The sequence below is a fragment of the Nesterenkonia aurantiaca genome, from assembly GCF_004364585.1.
Lineage (GTDB): Bacteria > Actinomycetota > Actinomycetes > Actinomycetales > Micrococcaceae > Nesterenkonia > Nesterenkonia aurantiaca.
Map to the genome: position 1 here is coordinate 1 of NZ_SOAN01000013.1, position 15,414 is coordinate 15,414.

At 68.8% G+C, this 15,414-nt stretch carries 13 protein-coding genes and 1 pseudogene; 7 read left to right on the forward strand and 7 right to left on the reverse strand.

The genetic code is table 11. From position 1 onward, the window contains the following. The 4 genes and pseudogenes from EV640_RS12845 to EV640_RS12860 form a co-directional block, all read right to left on the reverse strand. Positions 1-257 (reverse strand): annotated as a pseudogene (locus tag EV640_RS12845) (hypothetical protein); the annotation flags it as partial. 374 nt (positions 258-631) lie between these two features. Then, on the reverse strand, positions 632-889 hold the full coding sequence (locus tag EV640_RS12850) for a type B 50S ribosomal protein L31 (protein ID WP_036474713.1): 258 nt from the start codon (positions 887-889) through the stop codon (positions 632-634). A gap of 141 nt (positions 890-1,030) precedes the next feature. After that, positions 1,031-1,975: a sulfite exporter TauE/SafE family protein gene (locus EV640_RS12855; RefSeq protein WP_133726634.1), complete on the reverse strand. Its 945-nt coding sequence runs from the start codon at positions 1,973-1,975 to the stop codon at positions 1,031-1,033. Then, the gene (locus EV640_RS12860) at positions 1,975-2,811 is read right to left on the reverse strand and encodes an ABC transporter ATP-binding protein (RefSeq protein WP_133726635.1); all 837 of its coding nucleotides are present in this window, start codon (positions 2,809-2,811) and stop codon (positions 1,975-1,977) included. The genes EV640_RS12855 and EV640_RS12860 overlap by 1 nt, the downstream gene beginning before the upstream one ends. 48 nt (positions 2,812-2,859) lie before the next feature. Here EV640_RS12860 and serB point away from each other — a divergent pair, with 48 nt between their 5' ends. The 7 genes from serB to pgl all read left to right on the forward strand — a co-directional run bounded on the left by serB (position 2,860) and on the right by pgl (position 12,716). Continuing rightward, entirely contained in the window at positions 2,860-3,852 is a 993-nt protein-coding gene (serB, locus tag EV640_RS12865; RefSeq protein WP_243832328.1) for a phosphoserine phosphatase SerB, read from the forward strand. Between the two features lie 140 nt (positions 3,853-3,992). Then, positions 3,993-6,152 (forward strand): transketolase, encoded by a 2,160-nt coding sequence (gene tkt, locus EV640_RS12870; protein WP_133726636.1) that lies wholly within the window; start codon positions 3,993-3,995, stop codon positions 6,150-6,152. A 125-nt stretch (positions 6,153-6,277) separates the two neighbouring features. Then, positions 6,278-7,399 carry a transaldolase gene (gene tal, locus EV640_RS12875; RefSeq protein ID WP_036474717.1) on the forward strand — a complete coding sequence of 374 codons (1,122 nt, stop codon included), beginning with the start codon at positions 6,278-6,280 and terminating at the stop codon, positions 7,397-7,399. Between the two features lie 218 nt (positions 7,400-7,617). After that, on the forward strand, positions 7,618-9,267 hold the full coding sequence (locus EV640_RS12880) for a glucose-6-phosphate isomerase (protein ID WP_133726637.1): 1,650 nt from the start codon (positions 7,618-7,620) through the stop codon (positions 9,265-9,267). A gap of 125 nt (positions 9,268-9,392) precedes the next feature. Further along, positions 9,393-10,862, forward strand: coding sequence for a glucose-6-phosphate dehydrogenase (zwf, locus tag EV640_RS12885; RefSeq protein ID WP_243832330.1), 1,470 nt, complete (start codon positions 9,393-9,395; stop codon positions 10,860-10,862). A gap of 13 nt (positions 10,863-10,875) precedes the next feature. Next, positions 10,876-11,838, forward strand: a complete 963-nt coding sequence (locus EV640_RS12890; protein WP_036474719.1) for a glucose-6-phosphate dehydrogenase assembly protein OpcA — start codon at positions 10,876-10,878, stop codon at positions 11,836-11,838. 71 nt (positions 11,839-11,909) lie between these two features. Then, positions 11,910-12,716: a 6-phosphogluconolactonase gene (gene pgl / locus EV640_RS12895; RefSeq protein ID WP_133726638.1), complete on the forward strand. Its 807-nt coding sequence runs from the start codon at positions 11,910-11,912 to the stop codon at positions 12,714-12,716. A gap of 91 nt (positions 12,717-12,807) precedes the next feature. Here pgl and secG read toward each other — a convergent pair whose 3' ends face one another. The 3 genes from secG to EV640_RS12910 all read right to left on the reverse strand — a co-directional run bounded on the left by secG (position 12,808) and on the right by EV640_RS12910 (position 15,317). Beyond that, entirely contained in the window at positions 12,808-13,059 is a 252-nt protein-coding gene (secG, locus tag EV640_RS12900; RefSeq protein WP_036474722.1) for a preprotein translocase subunit SecG, read from the reverse strand. Positions 13,060-13,141: 82 nt separating this feature from the next. Continuing rightward, on the reverse strand, positions 13,142-13,966 hold the full coding sequence (gene tpiA / locus EV640_RS12905) for a triose-phosphate isomerase (RefSeq protein WP_133726639.1): 825 nt from the start codon (positions 13,964-13,966) through the stop codon (positions 13,142-13,144). 124 nt (positions 13,967-14,090) lie between these two features. Continuing rightward, positions 14,091-15,317, reverse strand: a complete 1,227-nt coding sequence (locus EV640_RS12910) for a phosphoglycerate kinase (protein WP_133726640.1) — start codon at positions 15,315-15,317, stop codon at positions 14,091-14,093. Between the last annotated feature and the right edge of the window lie 97 nt (positions 15,318-15,414).

Genomic DNA, 15,414 nt, shown 5'->3' on the forward strand with positions numbered 1-15,414 from the left:
AAGGTCTCGGCTGCGCCGTCGACGGTCATGTAGACGGTGGCCTGGTTGCCCTGGCCCTCGATCAGGACGTCTCCGACGGTGCCGGAGTTGTTCAGGGGGTCCAGGCTGGTCTGGAAGGACCAGGACTGGCTGGAGTCAGCGGTGGCGACGCCGTCGGAGGCTCCGCCGTGGTCTGAGTGGGCCATGGCCGGGGCTGCGCTGAGCAGCAGCGCGCCAAGGGCGAGCGTGGGAACCGCGAAAAACTTTGATTTATGCATCTTCAGTTACTCCTGTTTGCAAGTGTGTGACGACTACCCACCACTGGGTGACGCAAGCAACACGTTACTTTAAAAGGTCCCCGAAAAAAATAAATAAAAAACTCAAATCAGATGAACGCTTAGGAGATTCTCTCCGTACGCGCGCGCACCTCACACTTGCTGTGCCCGGGTGACGCCCTCGGCCTCGGTGACTACCGGAGGTCAGGCGATGACATTGGCCACCCGAGCGGGTCATCATCATGAGCTGGGAGAAGGGGCAGGGCAGCCTCCTCGAGGTGCTGGCAGCCGACCAGCCGCATGAGACAGCAGTAGGGCCGCAGTCGATGGACTGCGGCCCTACCGGGAATGCTCTAGGAGCGAGAAGCGTGAACTGCTTACTTCTTGCCGCCAAAGCCCTTGAAGCGTGCGTTGAAGCGCTCGACGCGACCCTCGGAGTCCATGATGCGCTGCTTGCCCGTGTAGAACGGGTGCGAGGCTGCGGAGATCTCGACGTCGATGACCGGGTAGGTGTTGCCGTCTTCCCACTCCATGGTCTTCTTCGAGGAGGTGGTGGAGCGGGTGAGGATCTTCTCACCGGAGGCCAGGTCGTTGAAGATGACCGGCTCGTACTTGGGGTGGATATCAGACTTCATGAAGTGTGTCCTTTTCATCTGCCGCTGGATTTTGCCAGAAGCGTGGAACTGAGGGTGGGCCGAGTTTGGACCAACACAGCACTATATCAAATCCACCGCAGCCCGGCCCAGCACCGGTCCGCAGCGGATGCCCATGAGGGGTCAGCCGACGAAGAGGTTGCGCAGCATCACGAACAGCGCCACCAGGCCCAGGGTCACGATGATCAGGCGCAGCACCAGCGGCGAGAGCCGGCGGCCCACCCAGGCGCCGATCAGACCACCCAGTGTGGAGCCCACGGCGATCACCACCACCACCTCCCAGAGGATCACCCGGTCCGCGGGCTCGCGGAGCAGGTAGTCCACCAGCACGTAGCTGATCGCGGCGGTGAGGTTCACGACGGCGACCAGCAGGTTCTTCACGCCGTTGGCCTGTTGGATGTTGGCCATCAGGAAGATTCCCAGGATGCCCATCAGCAGGATTCCCTGGGCGGCGACGAAGTAGCCGCCGTAGATGCCGGCCGCGAAGACCAGCAGCATCAGCACCAGGCTGACCGTGGGCATCGAGGGCCGTCCCGCCTGGGCCGCCTTCCCGGGCCCACCCTCAGCTGAGTCGCCCGCGGAATCATCCGTGGCATCGTCCGCGGCATCACCGGAGCCGGCTGTCTCGGCGTCCTTCTCCCGGGCCGCGGCGCGCGCCCGGACCCAGGCCGAGAGCCTGGGCTGGGCGATCACGAAGGCCAGCGAGACCACGATCAGGATCGGGGCGACCCGGCCGAAGACCTCTTCGGGCAGGGTGATCAGCAGCGTGGCGCCGATGACGCCGCCAAGGATCGACGCCGGCACCAGCTTCTTCAGCACCGACTTCACCTGCCGGATCTCACGCCGGTAGCCCCAGGCGCCGGTGAAGTTGCCCGCGATCAGTCCCATCGCGTTGGAGACCGTGGCGGAGACCGGCGGCACGCCCATGGCGACCAGCACCGGGAAGGTCACCAGGGTGCCAGAGCCGACCACGGTGTTGATCGCGCCGGCCCAGATGCCGGCGACCAGGATGAGCAGGAGCTGTGCGAGGCTCAGATCGGTGAGGAAGAAGTCAGCGAGCGCCTCCATCAGCCACGAGCCTGCGAGGCCGATGAGAACGACGACGCGGCGGCAGCTGCGGGCTGCTTCTTGAACGCCGAGAAGCGTCCATCGCGGTGGATCAGGTCCAGCTCGGTGTCAAAGGTTCGGGACAGGTTCTCCGAGGTCATGGTCTCCTCGATCGGCCCGGCGGCGACGGTCTCGCCGTCGCGCAGCAGCAGCACGTGGCTGAAGCCGGGCGGGATCTCTTCCAGGTGATGGGTGACCAGCACGGTGGTGGGCGCCTCTTCGCTGTTGATCAGCTCGCTGGTGCGCTCCACCAGGGCCTCGCGGCCGCCCAGGTCCAGTCCGGCGCCGGGCTCGTCGAGCAGCAGCAGCTCCGGGTCGGTCATCAGCGCCCGGGCGATCTGCACCCGCTTGCGCTCACCCTCAGAGAGGGTGCCGAAGGGCCGATCGAAGACCGTGCCCACACCCCACTCGTTGAGCAGCGCGAAGGCCCGGCGCTCATCGAGCTGCTCGTACTCCTCGCGCCAGCGCCCGGTGACCCCGTAGGCGGCGGTGACCACGACGTTCAGCGCCGTCTCCTGCGCCGGGACCGTGGTGGTCAGCGAATTGGAGCTGAACCCGATCAGCGGGCGCAGCTCGAAGACGTCGACGGCGCCGAGCTGCTCATCGAGGATCTTCACGGTGCCGGTGGTCGGGAACAGCCGGGCGGCGGCGATCTGCAGCAGCGTGGTCTTGCCCGCCCCGTTCGGCCCCAGAATCACCCAGCGCTCATCCTCGTTCACCGTCCAGGAGACGTCCTTCAGGAGTTTCTTGCGCCCTCGGCGCACGCTGACATTCTGGATATCGAGGACAGGACTCATGGGCCCAACACTATCGAACCCGATGAGTCGCTATAGGCTGAACACGCTATGACTGCGCACCCTCATTCCGATCCGCCCAGCCCGGATCTGCCCACCCCTGACCTCCCCCACGGCACGGTGGCCATGTTGGCGGCCACCGCACTGGACGGGCCGCTGATCCGGTCCTTGACCCACGAATTCTCCCGGCGCGGGGTCGTGCACAGCGTGGAGCTGCGCCAGGTCCCGCTGGCCGAGGGCGAGGAGGTCTCCGCGGTGCGCTGGTCCGTGACGCTGGATGACTCCGACGACTCCTACGGCACCCAGCTGGCGGTCTCGCTGCTCGAAGACGCCGCCCACCAGCTTCCGGGCCCGGTCACCCAGACCGTGCTGCCCGCCCAGCGGCGGGCGCAGCTGCACGCCGAGGACGGCCGGCTGATGCTGCTCATGGACGTGGACTCCACGCTCATCGACCAGGAGGTCATCGAGCTTCTGGCCCGCGACGCCGGCCGGGAGGCCGAGGTCGCGGAGGTCACCGAGCGCGCCATGCGCGGGGAGCTCGACTTCGCCGCCTCGCTGCACCAGCGGGTCCAGACGCTCGCCGGGCTGCCCCGCACCGTGATCGACTCCACCCTCGCCGCGATCACCCCCACCCAGGGCGCGCCCGAGCTGCTGGCAGAGCTGGGCCGGCGCGGCTGGCCCAGCTACGCCGTCTCCGGCGGGTTCCTGCAGGTGCTGGCGCCGCTGGCCGCGGATCTGGGCCTCACCGGCTTCCACGCCAATGACCTGGCGATCTCGCCGCAGGGAACCCTGGAGGGCACCGTCCGGGGCGCCGTCGTCGACCGAGCGGCCAAGAGAGAGTATCTTGAACAGTGGTCGGCGTCACAGGGGTTGCTCCCCCGCAATGTGGTCGCCGTGGGCGATGGAGCCAACGACCTGGACATGCTGGCGGCCGCCGGAGTGGGGATCGCCTTCTGCGCGAAGCCCGCACTGGCGGAGCAGGCGGACCTGGTGATCGACCACCGCTCCTTCGAGCTCATCTCGCTGGCCCTGGGGATGAGCTGAGATGAGCTTCAGCTGCCCGACGACGTCGCAGCATCAAGAATTCACACTCGCGATCATCACTCGTGAGCATTCTGCAATGCTCTGATGATCCGCCAGGAATAGCCTCTACCCCGGTAGGGTTGGACCTGCGCGGCACAACGATGTGCGCGGCCCTCGTTGTCCACCGTCCCTCACCATTTGGAGGAAACCTAGTGACCGATAATGCCGTATTCACCGATCTGGACAAGCGGGCAGTTGACACGCTGCGCGTGCTCGCAGCTGACTCCGTGGAAAAGGTCGGCTCAGGCCACCCCGGCACCGCGATGTCGCTGGCTCCAGCCGCCTACCTGATCTTCCAGAAGATGATGAAGCATGATCCCACTGATCCTCAGTGGATCGGCCGCGACCGCTTCATCCTCTCCCCCGGTCACACCTCTCTGACCCTGTACCTCCAGCTCTACTTCTCCGGCTACGGCCTCGAGGTCGAGGACCTGGCCGCTCTGCGCACCTGGGATTCGCTGACCCCCGGGCACCCTGAGTACGGCCACACCCCCGGCGTTGAGATGACCACCGGTCCGCTGGGCCAGGGGCTCGCCTCCTCGGTCGGCTTCGCCTACGGCCAGCGCCGGATGCGCGGCCTGCTGGACCCCGATGCAGCTGCCGGAGAGTCCCCCTTCGACCACACCATCTGGGTCATCGCCTCTGACGGCGACCTGCAGGAGGGCGTGACCTCCGAGGCGTCCTCGCTCGCCGGGCACCAGGAGCTCGGCAACCTCGTGGTGATCTGGGATGACAACAAGATCTCCATCGAGGACGACACCGACATCGCGTTCACCGAGGACGTCGCCGCCCGCTACGAGGCCTACGGCTGGCACGTGCAGCGCGTGGACTGGAAGAAGTCCGGCGACTACGACGAGGACATCAACGAGCTGCACCGCGCACTCGAGGCGGCTCAGGCCGAGACCTCCAAGCCCTCGCTGATCGCGCTGCGCACGGTGATCGGCTACCCCTCGCCGAAGAAGCAGAACACCGGCGGGATCCACGGCTCGAAGCTGGGCAGCGACGAGCTCGTCGCGCTCAAGGAGCTGCTCGACTTCGACACCGAGGCACACTTCGCGGTGGAGGACGAGGTGCTCACCCACGCTCGCAAGATCCTCGAGCGCAGCGTGGAGACCCGCAAGGACTGGGACGCCAAGTTCGCGTCCTGGCGCGAGGCCAACGCCGATGCGGCCAAGCTGCTGGACCGGCTGACCGCCGGCGAGCTGCCCGAGGGCTGGGAGTCCCAGCTGCCCGAGTTCCCCGCCGGCGACGACGTCGCGACCCGAGCGGCCTCCGGCAAGGTGCTCAACGGCATCGCCGAGGTGCTCCCCGAGCTCTGGGGCGGCTCCGCGGACCTCGCGGGTTCGAACAACACGCTGATGTCGGGCTACGACTCCTTCATCCCGGAGTCCCACTCCACCGAGAAGTTCTCCGGCAACCCCTACGGGCGCAACCTGCACTTCGGCATCCGGGAACACGCCGCCGCGGCGATCACCAACGGCATCTCGCTCTCGACCCCGCTGCGCACCTATAACGGGACCTTCCTGATCTTCTCCGACTACCAGCGCCCCGCCATCCGGCTGGCCGCGCTGATGGGCACGGGTTCGATCTTCGTCTGGACCCATGACTCCATCGGACTGGGTGAAGATGGACCCACCCACCAGCCGGTGGAGCAGCTCGCCAGCCTGCGAGCCATCCCGAACCTGGATGTGATCCGCCCCGGTGACGCCAACGAGGTGGCCATCGCCTGGCGCGAGGTGCTGCGCCGCAACGACCGCCCCGCCGGCCTGGCGCTGACCCGCCAGAACATCCCCACCTACGCCCGCGGCGCCGGTGCCGCCACCGCCACCGAGTTCGGCGCGGTCGAGGGCGCGGCCAAGGGAGCCTATGTGCTCGCCGAAGCCGTCCGCGACGGCGCCGTGGTGACCCCCGAGGTCGTGCTCATCGGCACCGGCTCCGAGGTCCAGCTGGCCGTGGAGGCCCGTGAAGCGCTGGCCGAGCAGAACATCGCCGCCCGCGTGGTCTCGATGCCCTGCCGCGAATGGTTCTTCGAGCAGGGCGCCGAGTACCGCGAGAGCGTCCTCCCGGCGGCCGTGAAGGCCCGCGTCTCGGTGGAGGCGGCAGCCTCCATGGGCTGGCGCGACATCGTCGGCGACGCCGGGCGCATCATCGGTCTGGACCACTTCGGTGCCTCGGCGGACTACAAGGTGCTCTACGAGAAGTTCGGCATCACCGCCGCCGCTGTCACCGCGGCCGCCCAGGAATCCATCGCCGCCGCCTGAGCGCAGCGCCTCCCCCGGGGGCACCGCCCAGCGGCGCTTCCGGGAGGCGCAGCCCTCCGGGACCGCCTCCTGCAGGCGACCGGCGCACCACGACTCATCCATCACCTGGCATCAGGAGAATAGATATGACTGCTAATAAGAACACTCAGGCGCTCTCCGACCTCGGCGTCTCCATCTGGCTCGACGATCTCTCCCGCGAACGGCTGAACTCGGGCTCGCTCGCGAAGCTGATCGATTCGCACAACGTCGTCGGGGTCACCACCAACCCGACCATCTTCGAGTCCGCGCTGAAGGACGGCGAGGCCTACGAGGCGCAGCTCGCCGAGCTGGCCGCCGCCGGAGCCGACGCCGAGAAGGCCGTCTTCGACATCACCACCGCCGATGTGCGCGAGGCCTGCGACGTGTTCGCCGGGGTCTACGCGGCCACCGACGGGGTCGACGGCCGGGTCTCCATCGAGGTCGACCCGCGCCTGGCCCGCGACGCCGCCGGCACCATCACCCAGGCCCGCGAGCTGTACAAGGCGGTGGATCGGGAGAACGTGCTGATCAAGATCCCCGCCACCGTCGAGGGCATCGAGGCGATCGCCGCGGTGACCGCCGAGGGGATCAGCGTCAACGTGACCCTGGTGTTCTCGCTCGAGCGCTACCGCGCGGTGATCAACGCGTTCATGCTCGGCCTGGAGAAGGCCCACTCGGACGGGATCGACATCTCGAAGATCCACTCGGTGGCCTCCTTCTTCGTCTCCCGCGTGGACGCCGAGATCGACAAGCGCCTAGAGCTTGCCGCCGAGGAGGGCAAGCCCGGCACCGAGAAGCTGAAGTCCCAGGCCGCGGTGGCCAACGCCCGGCTGGCGCACCAGATCGCGGTGGAGACCTTCTCCTCCGAGCGCTGGCAGCTGCTGGCCGAGCGCGGTGGACGCCCGCAGCGGCTGCTGCTGGCCTCCACCGGCACCAAGGACCCGAACCTCTCGGACACGCTGTATGTGACCGAGCTGGCCGGGTCCGACGTGGTCAACACCATGCCGGAGAAGACCATGCTCGCCCTGGCCGATCACGGCGTCATCGAGAAGGACACGCTCAGCGGCACCTATGTGGAGGCCAACCGGGTCCTCGACGGCATCTCCGCCGCCGGGATCAGCTACCGCGAGGTGGTCGACACCCTGGAGACCGAGGGTCTGCAGAAGTTCGAGGTCTCCTGGACCGGCCTGCTGGGCACCATCGATGATGGGCTCAAGCGCAACAGCTGAATCTGCACGCCGGTCGGCTCAGAACCTGAGCCGAGCGGCTGACTGTTCACTCCGTACGGTGCCCGGCCGGGCGGCGTCTCGGGAGCCAGCTACTGGCACCGAGACTCCCCCGACCGGGCGCCGATCAGGGTCAACAGCCGTGTGACTCCCACCGGCCCCCTATAAGCGCAGTTGCTGGCCAGGCTGAACCGCGGTTCGGTCGAGAAAGGAAGCACGTCATGAGCTCACTCTCCCTGACACTGACCGGAGCGGCCCGTGAGGCCGCCGAGAACCAGGTGCCCGGCCTGCTGGACCACGAGTTCGCCTCCCGGCTGGCCGCCAAGGACCACACCCTCTGGGGCATGGCCGCCGAGGACGAGGCCAGCAAGCGGCTCGGCTGGGTCTCCCTCTTCGAGGACTCCCGGGCGCTGCTGCCCAAGATCGCCGCACTGCGCGAGGAGCTCGCCGCCGAGGGCCTCACCCGGGTGGTGCTCGCCGGGATGGGCGGGTCCTCGCTGGCACCAGAGGTCATCTGCGCCACCGCCGGGGTGGAGCTCACGGTGCTGGACTCCACCGACCCGCAGCATGTGGCCGCCGTCGTCGGTGCTGAGATCGAGAAGACCGTGCTCGTGGTCTCCTCGAAGTCCGGCTCCACCGTGGAGACCGACTCGCAGCGCCGGATCGTGCAGCAGGCGATGACCGATGCCGGGATCGACGCCGTGAGCCGCACCGTGATCGTCACCGACCCCGGCTCCCCGCTGGCGCAGTCCTCCGCCGAGGCCGGGGTCCGCGCGATCTTCGAAGCTGACCCCACCGTGGGCGGGCGCTACTCCGCGCTCACCGCCTTCGGCCTGGTCCCCTCCGGCCTGGCCGGCGCCGACCTGGAGACCCTGCTCGAGGACGCCGAGGACGCCTCCGTGATCCTCGCCGAGGACGACGCCGACAACCCCGGCCTGCGCCTGGGCTCCGCGATCGGCGGCACCGTCCCGCTGCGCAACAAGCTGGTGCTCGTCGACGCCGGTTCACCGCTGATCGGGCTGGGCAACTGGATCGAACAGCTGATCGCCGAGTCCACCGGCAAGAACGGCACCGGCCTGCTGCCGGTGATCGTCGCCGACGGCGAGCCCGAGCTGCACCGCGAGGACGCCGACGTGCTGATCACCCAGATCATCGACGCCGAGACCGAAGATGGCGCCTCGGTGGACAACGACGACGCCGACCTGGTGGTCAGCCCGCACAAGGTGCGCACCGGCGGCAGCCTCGGCGCGCAGTTCATGCTCTGGGAGGTCGCCACCGTGGTCGCCGGCGCGCTGCTGAGCATCAACCCCTTCGACCAGCCCGATGTGGAGTCCGCCAAGACCGCCGCCCGCGGCCTGCTCGACGCCCCCGCCCCCGAGGCCGGGGAATCCGTGACCGACGGCGCCGTGGCCATCCGGACCCTCGGGTCCGCCGCGCTGACCGAGGCGAACCCGAGCACCCTGAGCGAGGCGCTGCAGGCGCTGGTGAAGTCCGTTCCCGAAGACGGCTACCTCGCGGTCACCGCGTACCTGGACCGGACCACCGAGACCCAGCTCGAGGCCATCCGGGCGCAGCTCTCCGCACTCTCCGGACGCCCGGTGACCTTCGGCTGGGGCCCACGATTCCTGCACTCCACCGGACAGTTCCACAAGGGCGGCCCGCACATCGGGGCGTTCCTGCAGCTGACCACCAGCTCCAGCACCGATCTGCAGGTCCCAGAGAGGCCGTTCACGCTGGGCAAGCTGATCGCCGCTCAGGCCGAGGGCGACGCCCAGGTGCTGGCCGGGCACGACATGCCGGTGCTGCAGGTGCACCTGAAGGACCGCACCGCGGGCCTGACCCAGGTCATCGAGACCGTGGACGCCCTGTGAACGCACCTCGCAGCGCCGGCGCCCGCAGCGCCGGCGCCCGCAGCGCCGGCGCCCGCAGCCGGCAAGGCAACCCGCTGCGCGATCCGCGCGACCGGCGACTGAACCGGATCGCCGGGCCCTCGGCGATGGTGATGTTCGGCGTCACCGGGGACCTGGCCCGGAAGAAGCTGCTCCCGGCCATCTATGACCTGGCCAACCGCGGACTGCTGCCGCCGAGCTTCTCGCTGGTGGGCTTCGGTCGGCGCGACTGGACCCATGAGCAGTTCGCCGCGGAGGTGCTCGAGCAGGTCAAGGCCTCCGCGCGCACCCCCTTCGACCAGCAGGTCTGGGACCAGCTCTCGGCCGGGCTGCGCTTCGTGACCACCTCAGGCTTCGACGAGGACGCGGCCTACGCCCGGCTCGGAGAGACCCTGGAGGAGCTCAAGGAGTCCCGCGGGACCCGCGGGAACCATGCGTTCTACCTCTCGATCCCGCCGAACTCCTTCGAGATCGTCTGCCAGAAGCTCTCCTCCCATGGACTGGCCACCCCGCAGAACAGCGCGGAGGAGCCGTGGAGCCGAGTGGTGATCGAGAAGCCCTTCGGCCACGACCTGGCCTCGGCGCGGGAGCTCAACGCCGTGGTGGAGTCGGTCTTCCCGCCGGACGCGGTGTTCCGGATCGATCACTACCTGGGCAAGGAGACCGTGCAGAACCTGCTGGCGCTGCGCTTCGCGAACCAGCTCTTCGAGCCGCTCTGGAACGCCCAGTACGTGGACCATGTGCAGATCACCATGGCCGAGGACATCGGCATCGGGGGCCGGGCCAGCTACTACGACGGGGTGGGCGCGGCGCGCGACGTGATCCAGAACCACCTGCTCCAGCTGCTCGCGCTCACCGCGATGGAGGAGCCGATCTCCTTCGACGCCCAGCACCTGCGCGCCGAGAAGGAGAAGGTGCTCGCCGCGGTCCGGCTGCCCGAGGACCTCGGCGCCGCCTCGGCCCGCGGACAATACACCTCCGGCTGGCAGGGCGGGGAGAAGGTCGTCGGATTCCTGGATGAGGAGGGGTTCAACCCCGACTCCACCACCGAGACCTTCGCGGCGCTGCGCCTGGACATCAACACCCGCCGCTGGGCCGGCGCCCCGTTCTACCTGCGCGCCGGCAAGCGGCTGGGCCGCCGGGTCACCGAGATCGCGGTGATCTTCAAGCGCGCCCCGAACCTGCTCTTCCAGGACCACGACGACCACGAGTTCGGTCAGAACGCCGTCGTGATCCGGGTCCAACCCGATGAGGGCGCCACCATCCGGTTCGCCTCCAAGGTGCCGGGCACCCAGATGGAGGTCCGCGACGTCACCATGGACTTCGGCTACGGCCATGCCTTCACCGAGGCCAGCCCCGAGGCCTACGAGCGGCTGATCCTCGACGTGCTGCTCGGGGAGCCGCCGCTGTTCCCGCGCCACGAGGAGGTCGAGCTCTCCTGGAAGATCCTGGACCCCTTCGAGGAGCACTGGGCCGCCCAGCAGCTCCAGCCCGAGCCCTATGCCCCGGGCGGCTGGGGACCACCCTCCGCCCATGATCTGCTGGCCCGCGACGGCCGCACCTGGCGCAGGCCGTAGAAGGAGAACCCCAGTGATCGTCGAAATCGAGAACACCACCACCTCCAAGGTCTCCAAGAAGCTGCGGAGGCTGCGCGAGGACGGCGGCGTCGTCGCGCTGACCCGGGTGCTGACCCTGGTCATCCTGACCTCGAAGGACAACGCCGAACCTGCCATCGCCGCGGCGAACCTGGCCTCCCGTGAGCATCCCTGCCGGATCATCGTGCTGGCCTCCGGCCCGATCTCGGATGAGACCCGGCTGGACGCTCAGATCCGGGTCGGTGGCGACGCCGGCGCCTCCGAGGTGATCGTGCTGGAGGCCTCGGGCGAACTGGCCGAGCAGAACGAGGCGATGGTCTCGGCGCTGCTGCTGCCCGACGCTCCGATCGTGGCCTGGTGGGCCGACGAGCTGCCGGACAACGTCAGCTCCACCCCGATCGGGAGGATCGCGCACCGCCGGATCACCGATTCGGCGATGGACCCGCGCCCGCTGGAGGCGCTGCAGCGGATCTCCGCGCACTATGTGGAGGGTGACACCGATCTGGCATGGACCCGGCTCACGCACTGGCGGATCCAGCTGGCCAGCATCTTGGACACTCTGGATCCTGCAGACATCAGCGCCGTGACCGTGGAGGCGGCCGCGGACCTGCCCAGCGCGGCGCTGCTCGCCGCCTGGCTGCAGCAGGCGCTGGGGATCCCGGTCAGCCTGGTCTCGACGGTGGCCCCCGCGGAGTCGGAGCTGCCGCTGACCCTGACCGCGGTCACCTTCCACCGCGCCGGCGGGGACGTGAGCCTCTCCCGGCCGCGCGGCGAGGAGATCGCGGAGCTGCGCTCCGCAGACGGGCTGGTTCAGGGCGTGCCGTTGCCGGTGCGCACCCTGCAGGTCTGCCTGGCCGAGGAGCTGCGCCGGCTGGACTCCGATGAGGTCTTCGGTGAGGTGCTCACCAAGGCGCTGCCGAACACCGATCTCTCAGGCGCCAACGCGGCGTCGAACTGATTCACCCGTCCCGAACTCAGACCCACTAAGCTCGCAGCATCAGTGACGATGCGGCGGAAGGATGCACCCTCATGACAGATTCACCTCAGCAGCCCGCACTGGCGGCGCCGCGCACCGAGGTCTACGCCGAGAAGGACCAGCTGGTCACGGTGGTCGCCGAGAGGCTGCTCGCCGTCCTGGTCGACGCCGCACGCCACCAGGGAGACGCCCATGCGGTGCTCACCGGCGGCAGCGCCGGCGTCGCGGTCCTGGCGAAGGTCGCCGACCTCCTCGCGCAACCCGGCACCGAGACCCCGCCCTGGCACAAGGTGCACTTCTGGTGGGGCGACGAGCGGCTGCTGCCCAGCGACGACCCGGAGCGCAACGCCCAGCAGGCCCATGAGGCGCTGCTCGACGTGCTGATCGAGCAGCACGGGCTGCCGGAGTCCAATGTGCACCAGATGCCGGTCTCCGAGGACGCAGCGGATCCAGAGATCGGCGCGGAGATCTACGCGACCGAGCTGCAGGCCCACGCCGAGGAGAACGGCCGCTCCGGCCTGGCGCTCCCCCGCTTCGACGTGCTGCTGCTCGGCGTCGGCCCGGACGGCCACGTCGCCAGCCTGTTCCCGGGCAAGGCCTCGCTGCACGTCACCGAGAAGACGACCACCAGTGAGGATGAGTCACCGAAGCCGCCGCTGCAGCGGATCACGCTGACCTTCCCCGCGATCCAGACCGCCGAGCGGGTCTGGATGGTGGTCTCCGGTGCGGACAAGGCCGAGGCCGCGGCGAAGGCGCTCGCCCCGGGCACCGAGGTCACCGAGATCCCCGCGGTGGAGGCCCGCGGCGCCCGGGAGACCATCTGGCACCTGGACCACGCCGCCGCCAGCAAACTCAGCTGACCCCGCAGGGGCAGTTCAAAAAGCCCCAGAGAAGAGGAAAGCCCAGCTCGACCGTGGTGGTCGCGCTGGGCTTTCCTTGTGGGCGGTCGCGCTAGATGTCGGCGCCCAAGGGAACTATGAGCCCGAGGGCGACGATGATCAGACCCCAGCTCAGGGCCAGGGTGATGGTCAGCCGGTTCAGGTTGCGTTCAGCCACGCCGGAGGACCCCAGCGAGGAGGTCACGCCGCCGCCGAACATGTCCGACATGCCTCCGCCGCGGCCTTTGTGCAGCAGGATGAGCAGGATCAGCAGCAGGCTGATCAGTGCCAGGAGCACCTGAAGTGTGATGGTCAGTGCAGACACAGCGACCTTTCGTGATGGAACGTGGGCGAATCAGCTACCAGGATAGCCCGGAACGGGCGCAACCCTGGCCTCCGGTGGTTGCTCAGGCCTGCGCGCCGGTGTCGACGTGCTTCTCGAAGGAGGCGATCTTGCTGAACTCCTCGGTGTCCAGGCTCGCGCCGCCGACCAGGGCGCCGTCCACATCCGGGCCCGCGAGGATCGAGGCGACGTTCTTGGACTTCACCGAACCGCCGTAGAGCACCCGGACGGTCTCGGCGAAGCCCTCCGAGTACAGCTCAGCGAGCTTCGCGCGGATCGCGGCGGACATCTCCTGGGCGTCCTCGGGTCCGGCGACCTTTCCGGTGCCGATGGCCCAGACCGGCTCATAGGCGACGACGAGCTCGGTGAGCTCCTCGGCGGTGCGCCCGGCCAGGGCGCCCTCGAGCTGGGCCAGGGTGTGCGCCACGTGGTTCCCGGCCTCGCGGACCTGAAGGCCCTCACCGACGCACAGCACCGGGGCGAGCCCGTGGCGCAGCGCGGCGGAGAGCTTGGCGTTGAGCTGTGCATCGGTCTCGCCGTGGACCTCGCGGCGCTCGGAGTGCCCGATCAGCACCTGGGAGCAGCCGAGCTTCTTCAGGAAGGCCCCGGAGATGTCACCGGTGAAGGCGCCGGAGTCCTGATCGGAGAGGTCCTGGGCGCCGTAGTCGACGCCGAGCTTGTCCCCGGTGACCAGGGTCTGCACGCCGCGCAGGTCGGTGAACGGCGGGAAAACCGAGACCTGCACGCGGTCGTAGTCGTGGCCGGCGTCGTTCAGCGTCCAGGCCAGCTTCTGGACCAGCGCGATCGCCTCCATGTGGTCGATGTTCATCTTCCAGTTGCCGGCGATCAGCGGGCGACGCACGAAGGCGCCATTCTTCTGAGTAGTCATGGAGAGGAGTTCCCTTTCAACGGTGGTCAGGTCAACGGTCAGGTCAGCTGTGAGGTCACCGGGACGGCGTCACAGCAATGGTTCAGTGCGGCGTACAGTGCAGCGCAGTGATGCAGCGCGACGCTCAGCCCTCGAGCGCGTCGATGCCGGGCAGCGACTTGCCCTCGAGGTACTCCAGGCTGGCGCCGCCGCCGGTGGAGATGTGGCCGAAGCTGTCCTCGTCATAGCCCAGCGCGCGCACCGCAGAGGCGGAGTCCCCGCCGCCGACCACGGTGAACGCCTCGGTGGTGGTCAGCGCCTCGGCCACCGCGGCGGTGCCCTTGGCGAAGGCCTCCATCTCGAACACGCCCATCGGCCCGTTCCAGAAGACCGTCTTGGCCTGGGCGATCTCGGCGGCGAACGCCTTGGAGGTGTCGGGTCCGATGTCCAGGCCGAGCGCCTCGGCACCGGCCGGGCCGGACTCCAGCGCATCCACCGGGAGCACCTCGACCTCAGCGTCGGCGGCGAAGGCCGAGGCCATCACGATGTCGGTGGGCAGCACGATCCGGCAGTTCTGCCGTTCGGCGGCCTCCAGGAAGCCCTTGACGGTGTCGAGCTTGTCGTCTTCGACCAGGGATTTGCCGATGCCGTGGCCCTGGGCCTTGAGGAAGGTGAAGACCATGCCGCCGCCCACCAGGAGCGTGTCGGCGCGGCTCATCAGGTTCTCGATCACCGCGAGCTTGTCGGAGACCTTGGACCCGCCCAACACCACCGTGTAGGGGCGCTGCGGGGTCTCGGTGAGGCGCTGCAGCACCAGCAGCTCGTCGCGGACCAGGTCGCCCTGGTAGGCGGGCAGCTTCGTGGTGATATCGGCCACCGAGGCGTGCCGGCGGTGCACAGCGCCGAAGGCGTCGTTCACGTACGCGCCCTGCCCACCGGTCAGCGCGGCGAGCTCGGCCGCGAGGCTGTCCCGCTCGGCGTCGTCCTTGGAGGTCTCGCGCGGATCGAACCGGACGTTCTCCAGCAGCAGGATCTGTCCGGGCTCCAGTGCGGCGGCCTGTTCCTGCGCGCTGGGACCGACGAGGTCATCCGCGCGCAGCACGCTCACTTCGGTGAGCTCCGCCATCCGCGCGGCCACCGGGGCGAGTGAGTACTTCGGCTCGGGCTCGCCCTTGGGCCGGCCCAGGTGGGCGGCGACCAGGACGCGGGCACCGGCGGCGGCGAGCTTCTCCAGCACCGGCAGCGAGGCGCGGATGCGGCCGTCGTCGGTCACCACCCCGTCGGAGAGCGGCACGTTGAGGTCGGAGCGGACGAGCACTCGGCGGCCGTTCAGGCCTTCGGAGAGCAGGGCGTCAAGGGTGGCTGCAGTCATGGGATCAGGGTACCAATCGCTGGAAGGGAGGGACTCAGGAGCCGACGGGCGCCCGGTGGGCAGCTCGGAAAGGCCAGGACGACGACGCCGGGCTGTG

Coding starts and splice junctions, on each gene's coding strand:
- EV640_RS12850 (WP_036474713.1), bottom strand. CDS start 889: ATGAAGTCTGATATCCACCCCAAGTACGAGCCGGTCATCTTCAACGAC.
- EV640_RS12855 (WP_133726634.1), bottom strand. CDS start 1,975: ATGGAGGCGCTCGCTGACTTCTTCCTCACCGATCTGAGCCTCGCACAG.
- EV640_RS12860 (WP_133726635.1), bottom strand. CDS start 2,811: ATGAGTCCTGTCCTCGATATCCAGAATGTCAGCGTGCGCCGAGGGCGC.
- serB (WP_243832328.1), top strand. CDS start 2,860: ATGACTGCGCACCCTCATTCCGATCCGCCCAGCCCGGATCTGCCCACC.
- tkt (WP_133726636.1), top strand. CDS start 3,993: ATGTGCGCGGCCCTCGTTGTCCACCGTCCCTCACCATTTGGAGGAAAC.
- tal (WP_036474717.1), top strand. CDS start 6,278: ATGACTGCTAATAAGAACACTCAGGCGCTCTCCGACCTCGGCGTCTCC.
- EV640_RS12880 (WP_133726637.1), top strand. CDS start 7,618: ATGAGCTCACTCTCCCTGACACTGACCGGAGCGGCCCGTGAGGCCGCC.
- zwf (WP_243832330.1), top strand. CDS start 9,393: ATGGTGATGTTCGGCGTCACCGGGGACCTGGCCCGGAAGAAGCTGCTC.
- pgl (WP_133726638.1), top strand. CDS start 11,910: ATGACAGATTCACCTCAGCAGCCCGCACTGGCGGCGCCGCGCACCGAG.
- tpiA (WP_133726639.1), bottom strand. CDS start 13,966: ATGACTACTCAGAAGAATGGCGCCTTCGTGCGTCGCCCGCTGATCGCC.
- EV640_RS12910 (WP_133726640.1), bottom strand. CDS start 15,317: ATGACTGCAGCCACCCTTGACGCCCTGCTCTCCGAAGGCCTGAACGGC.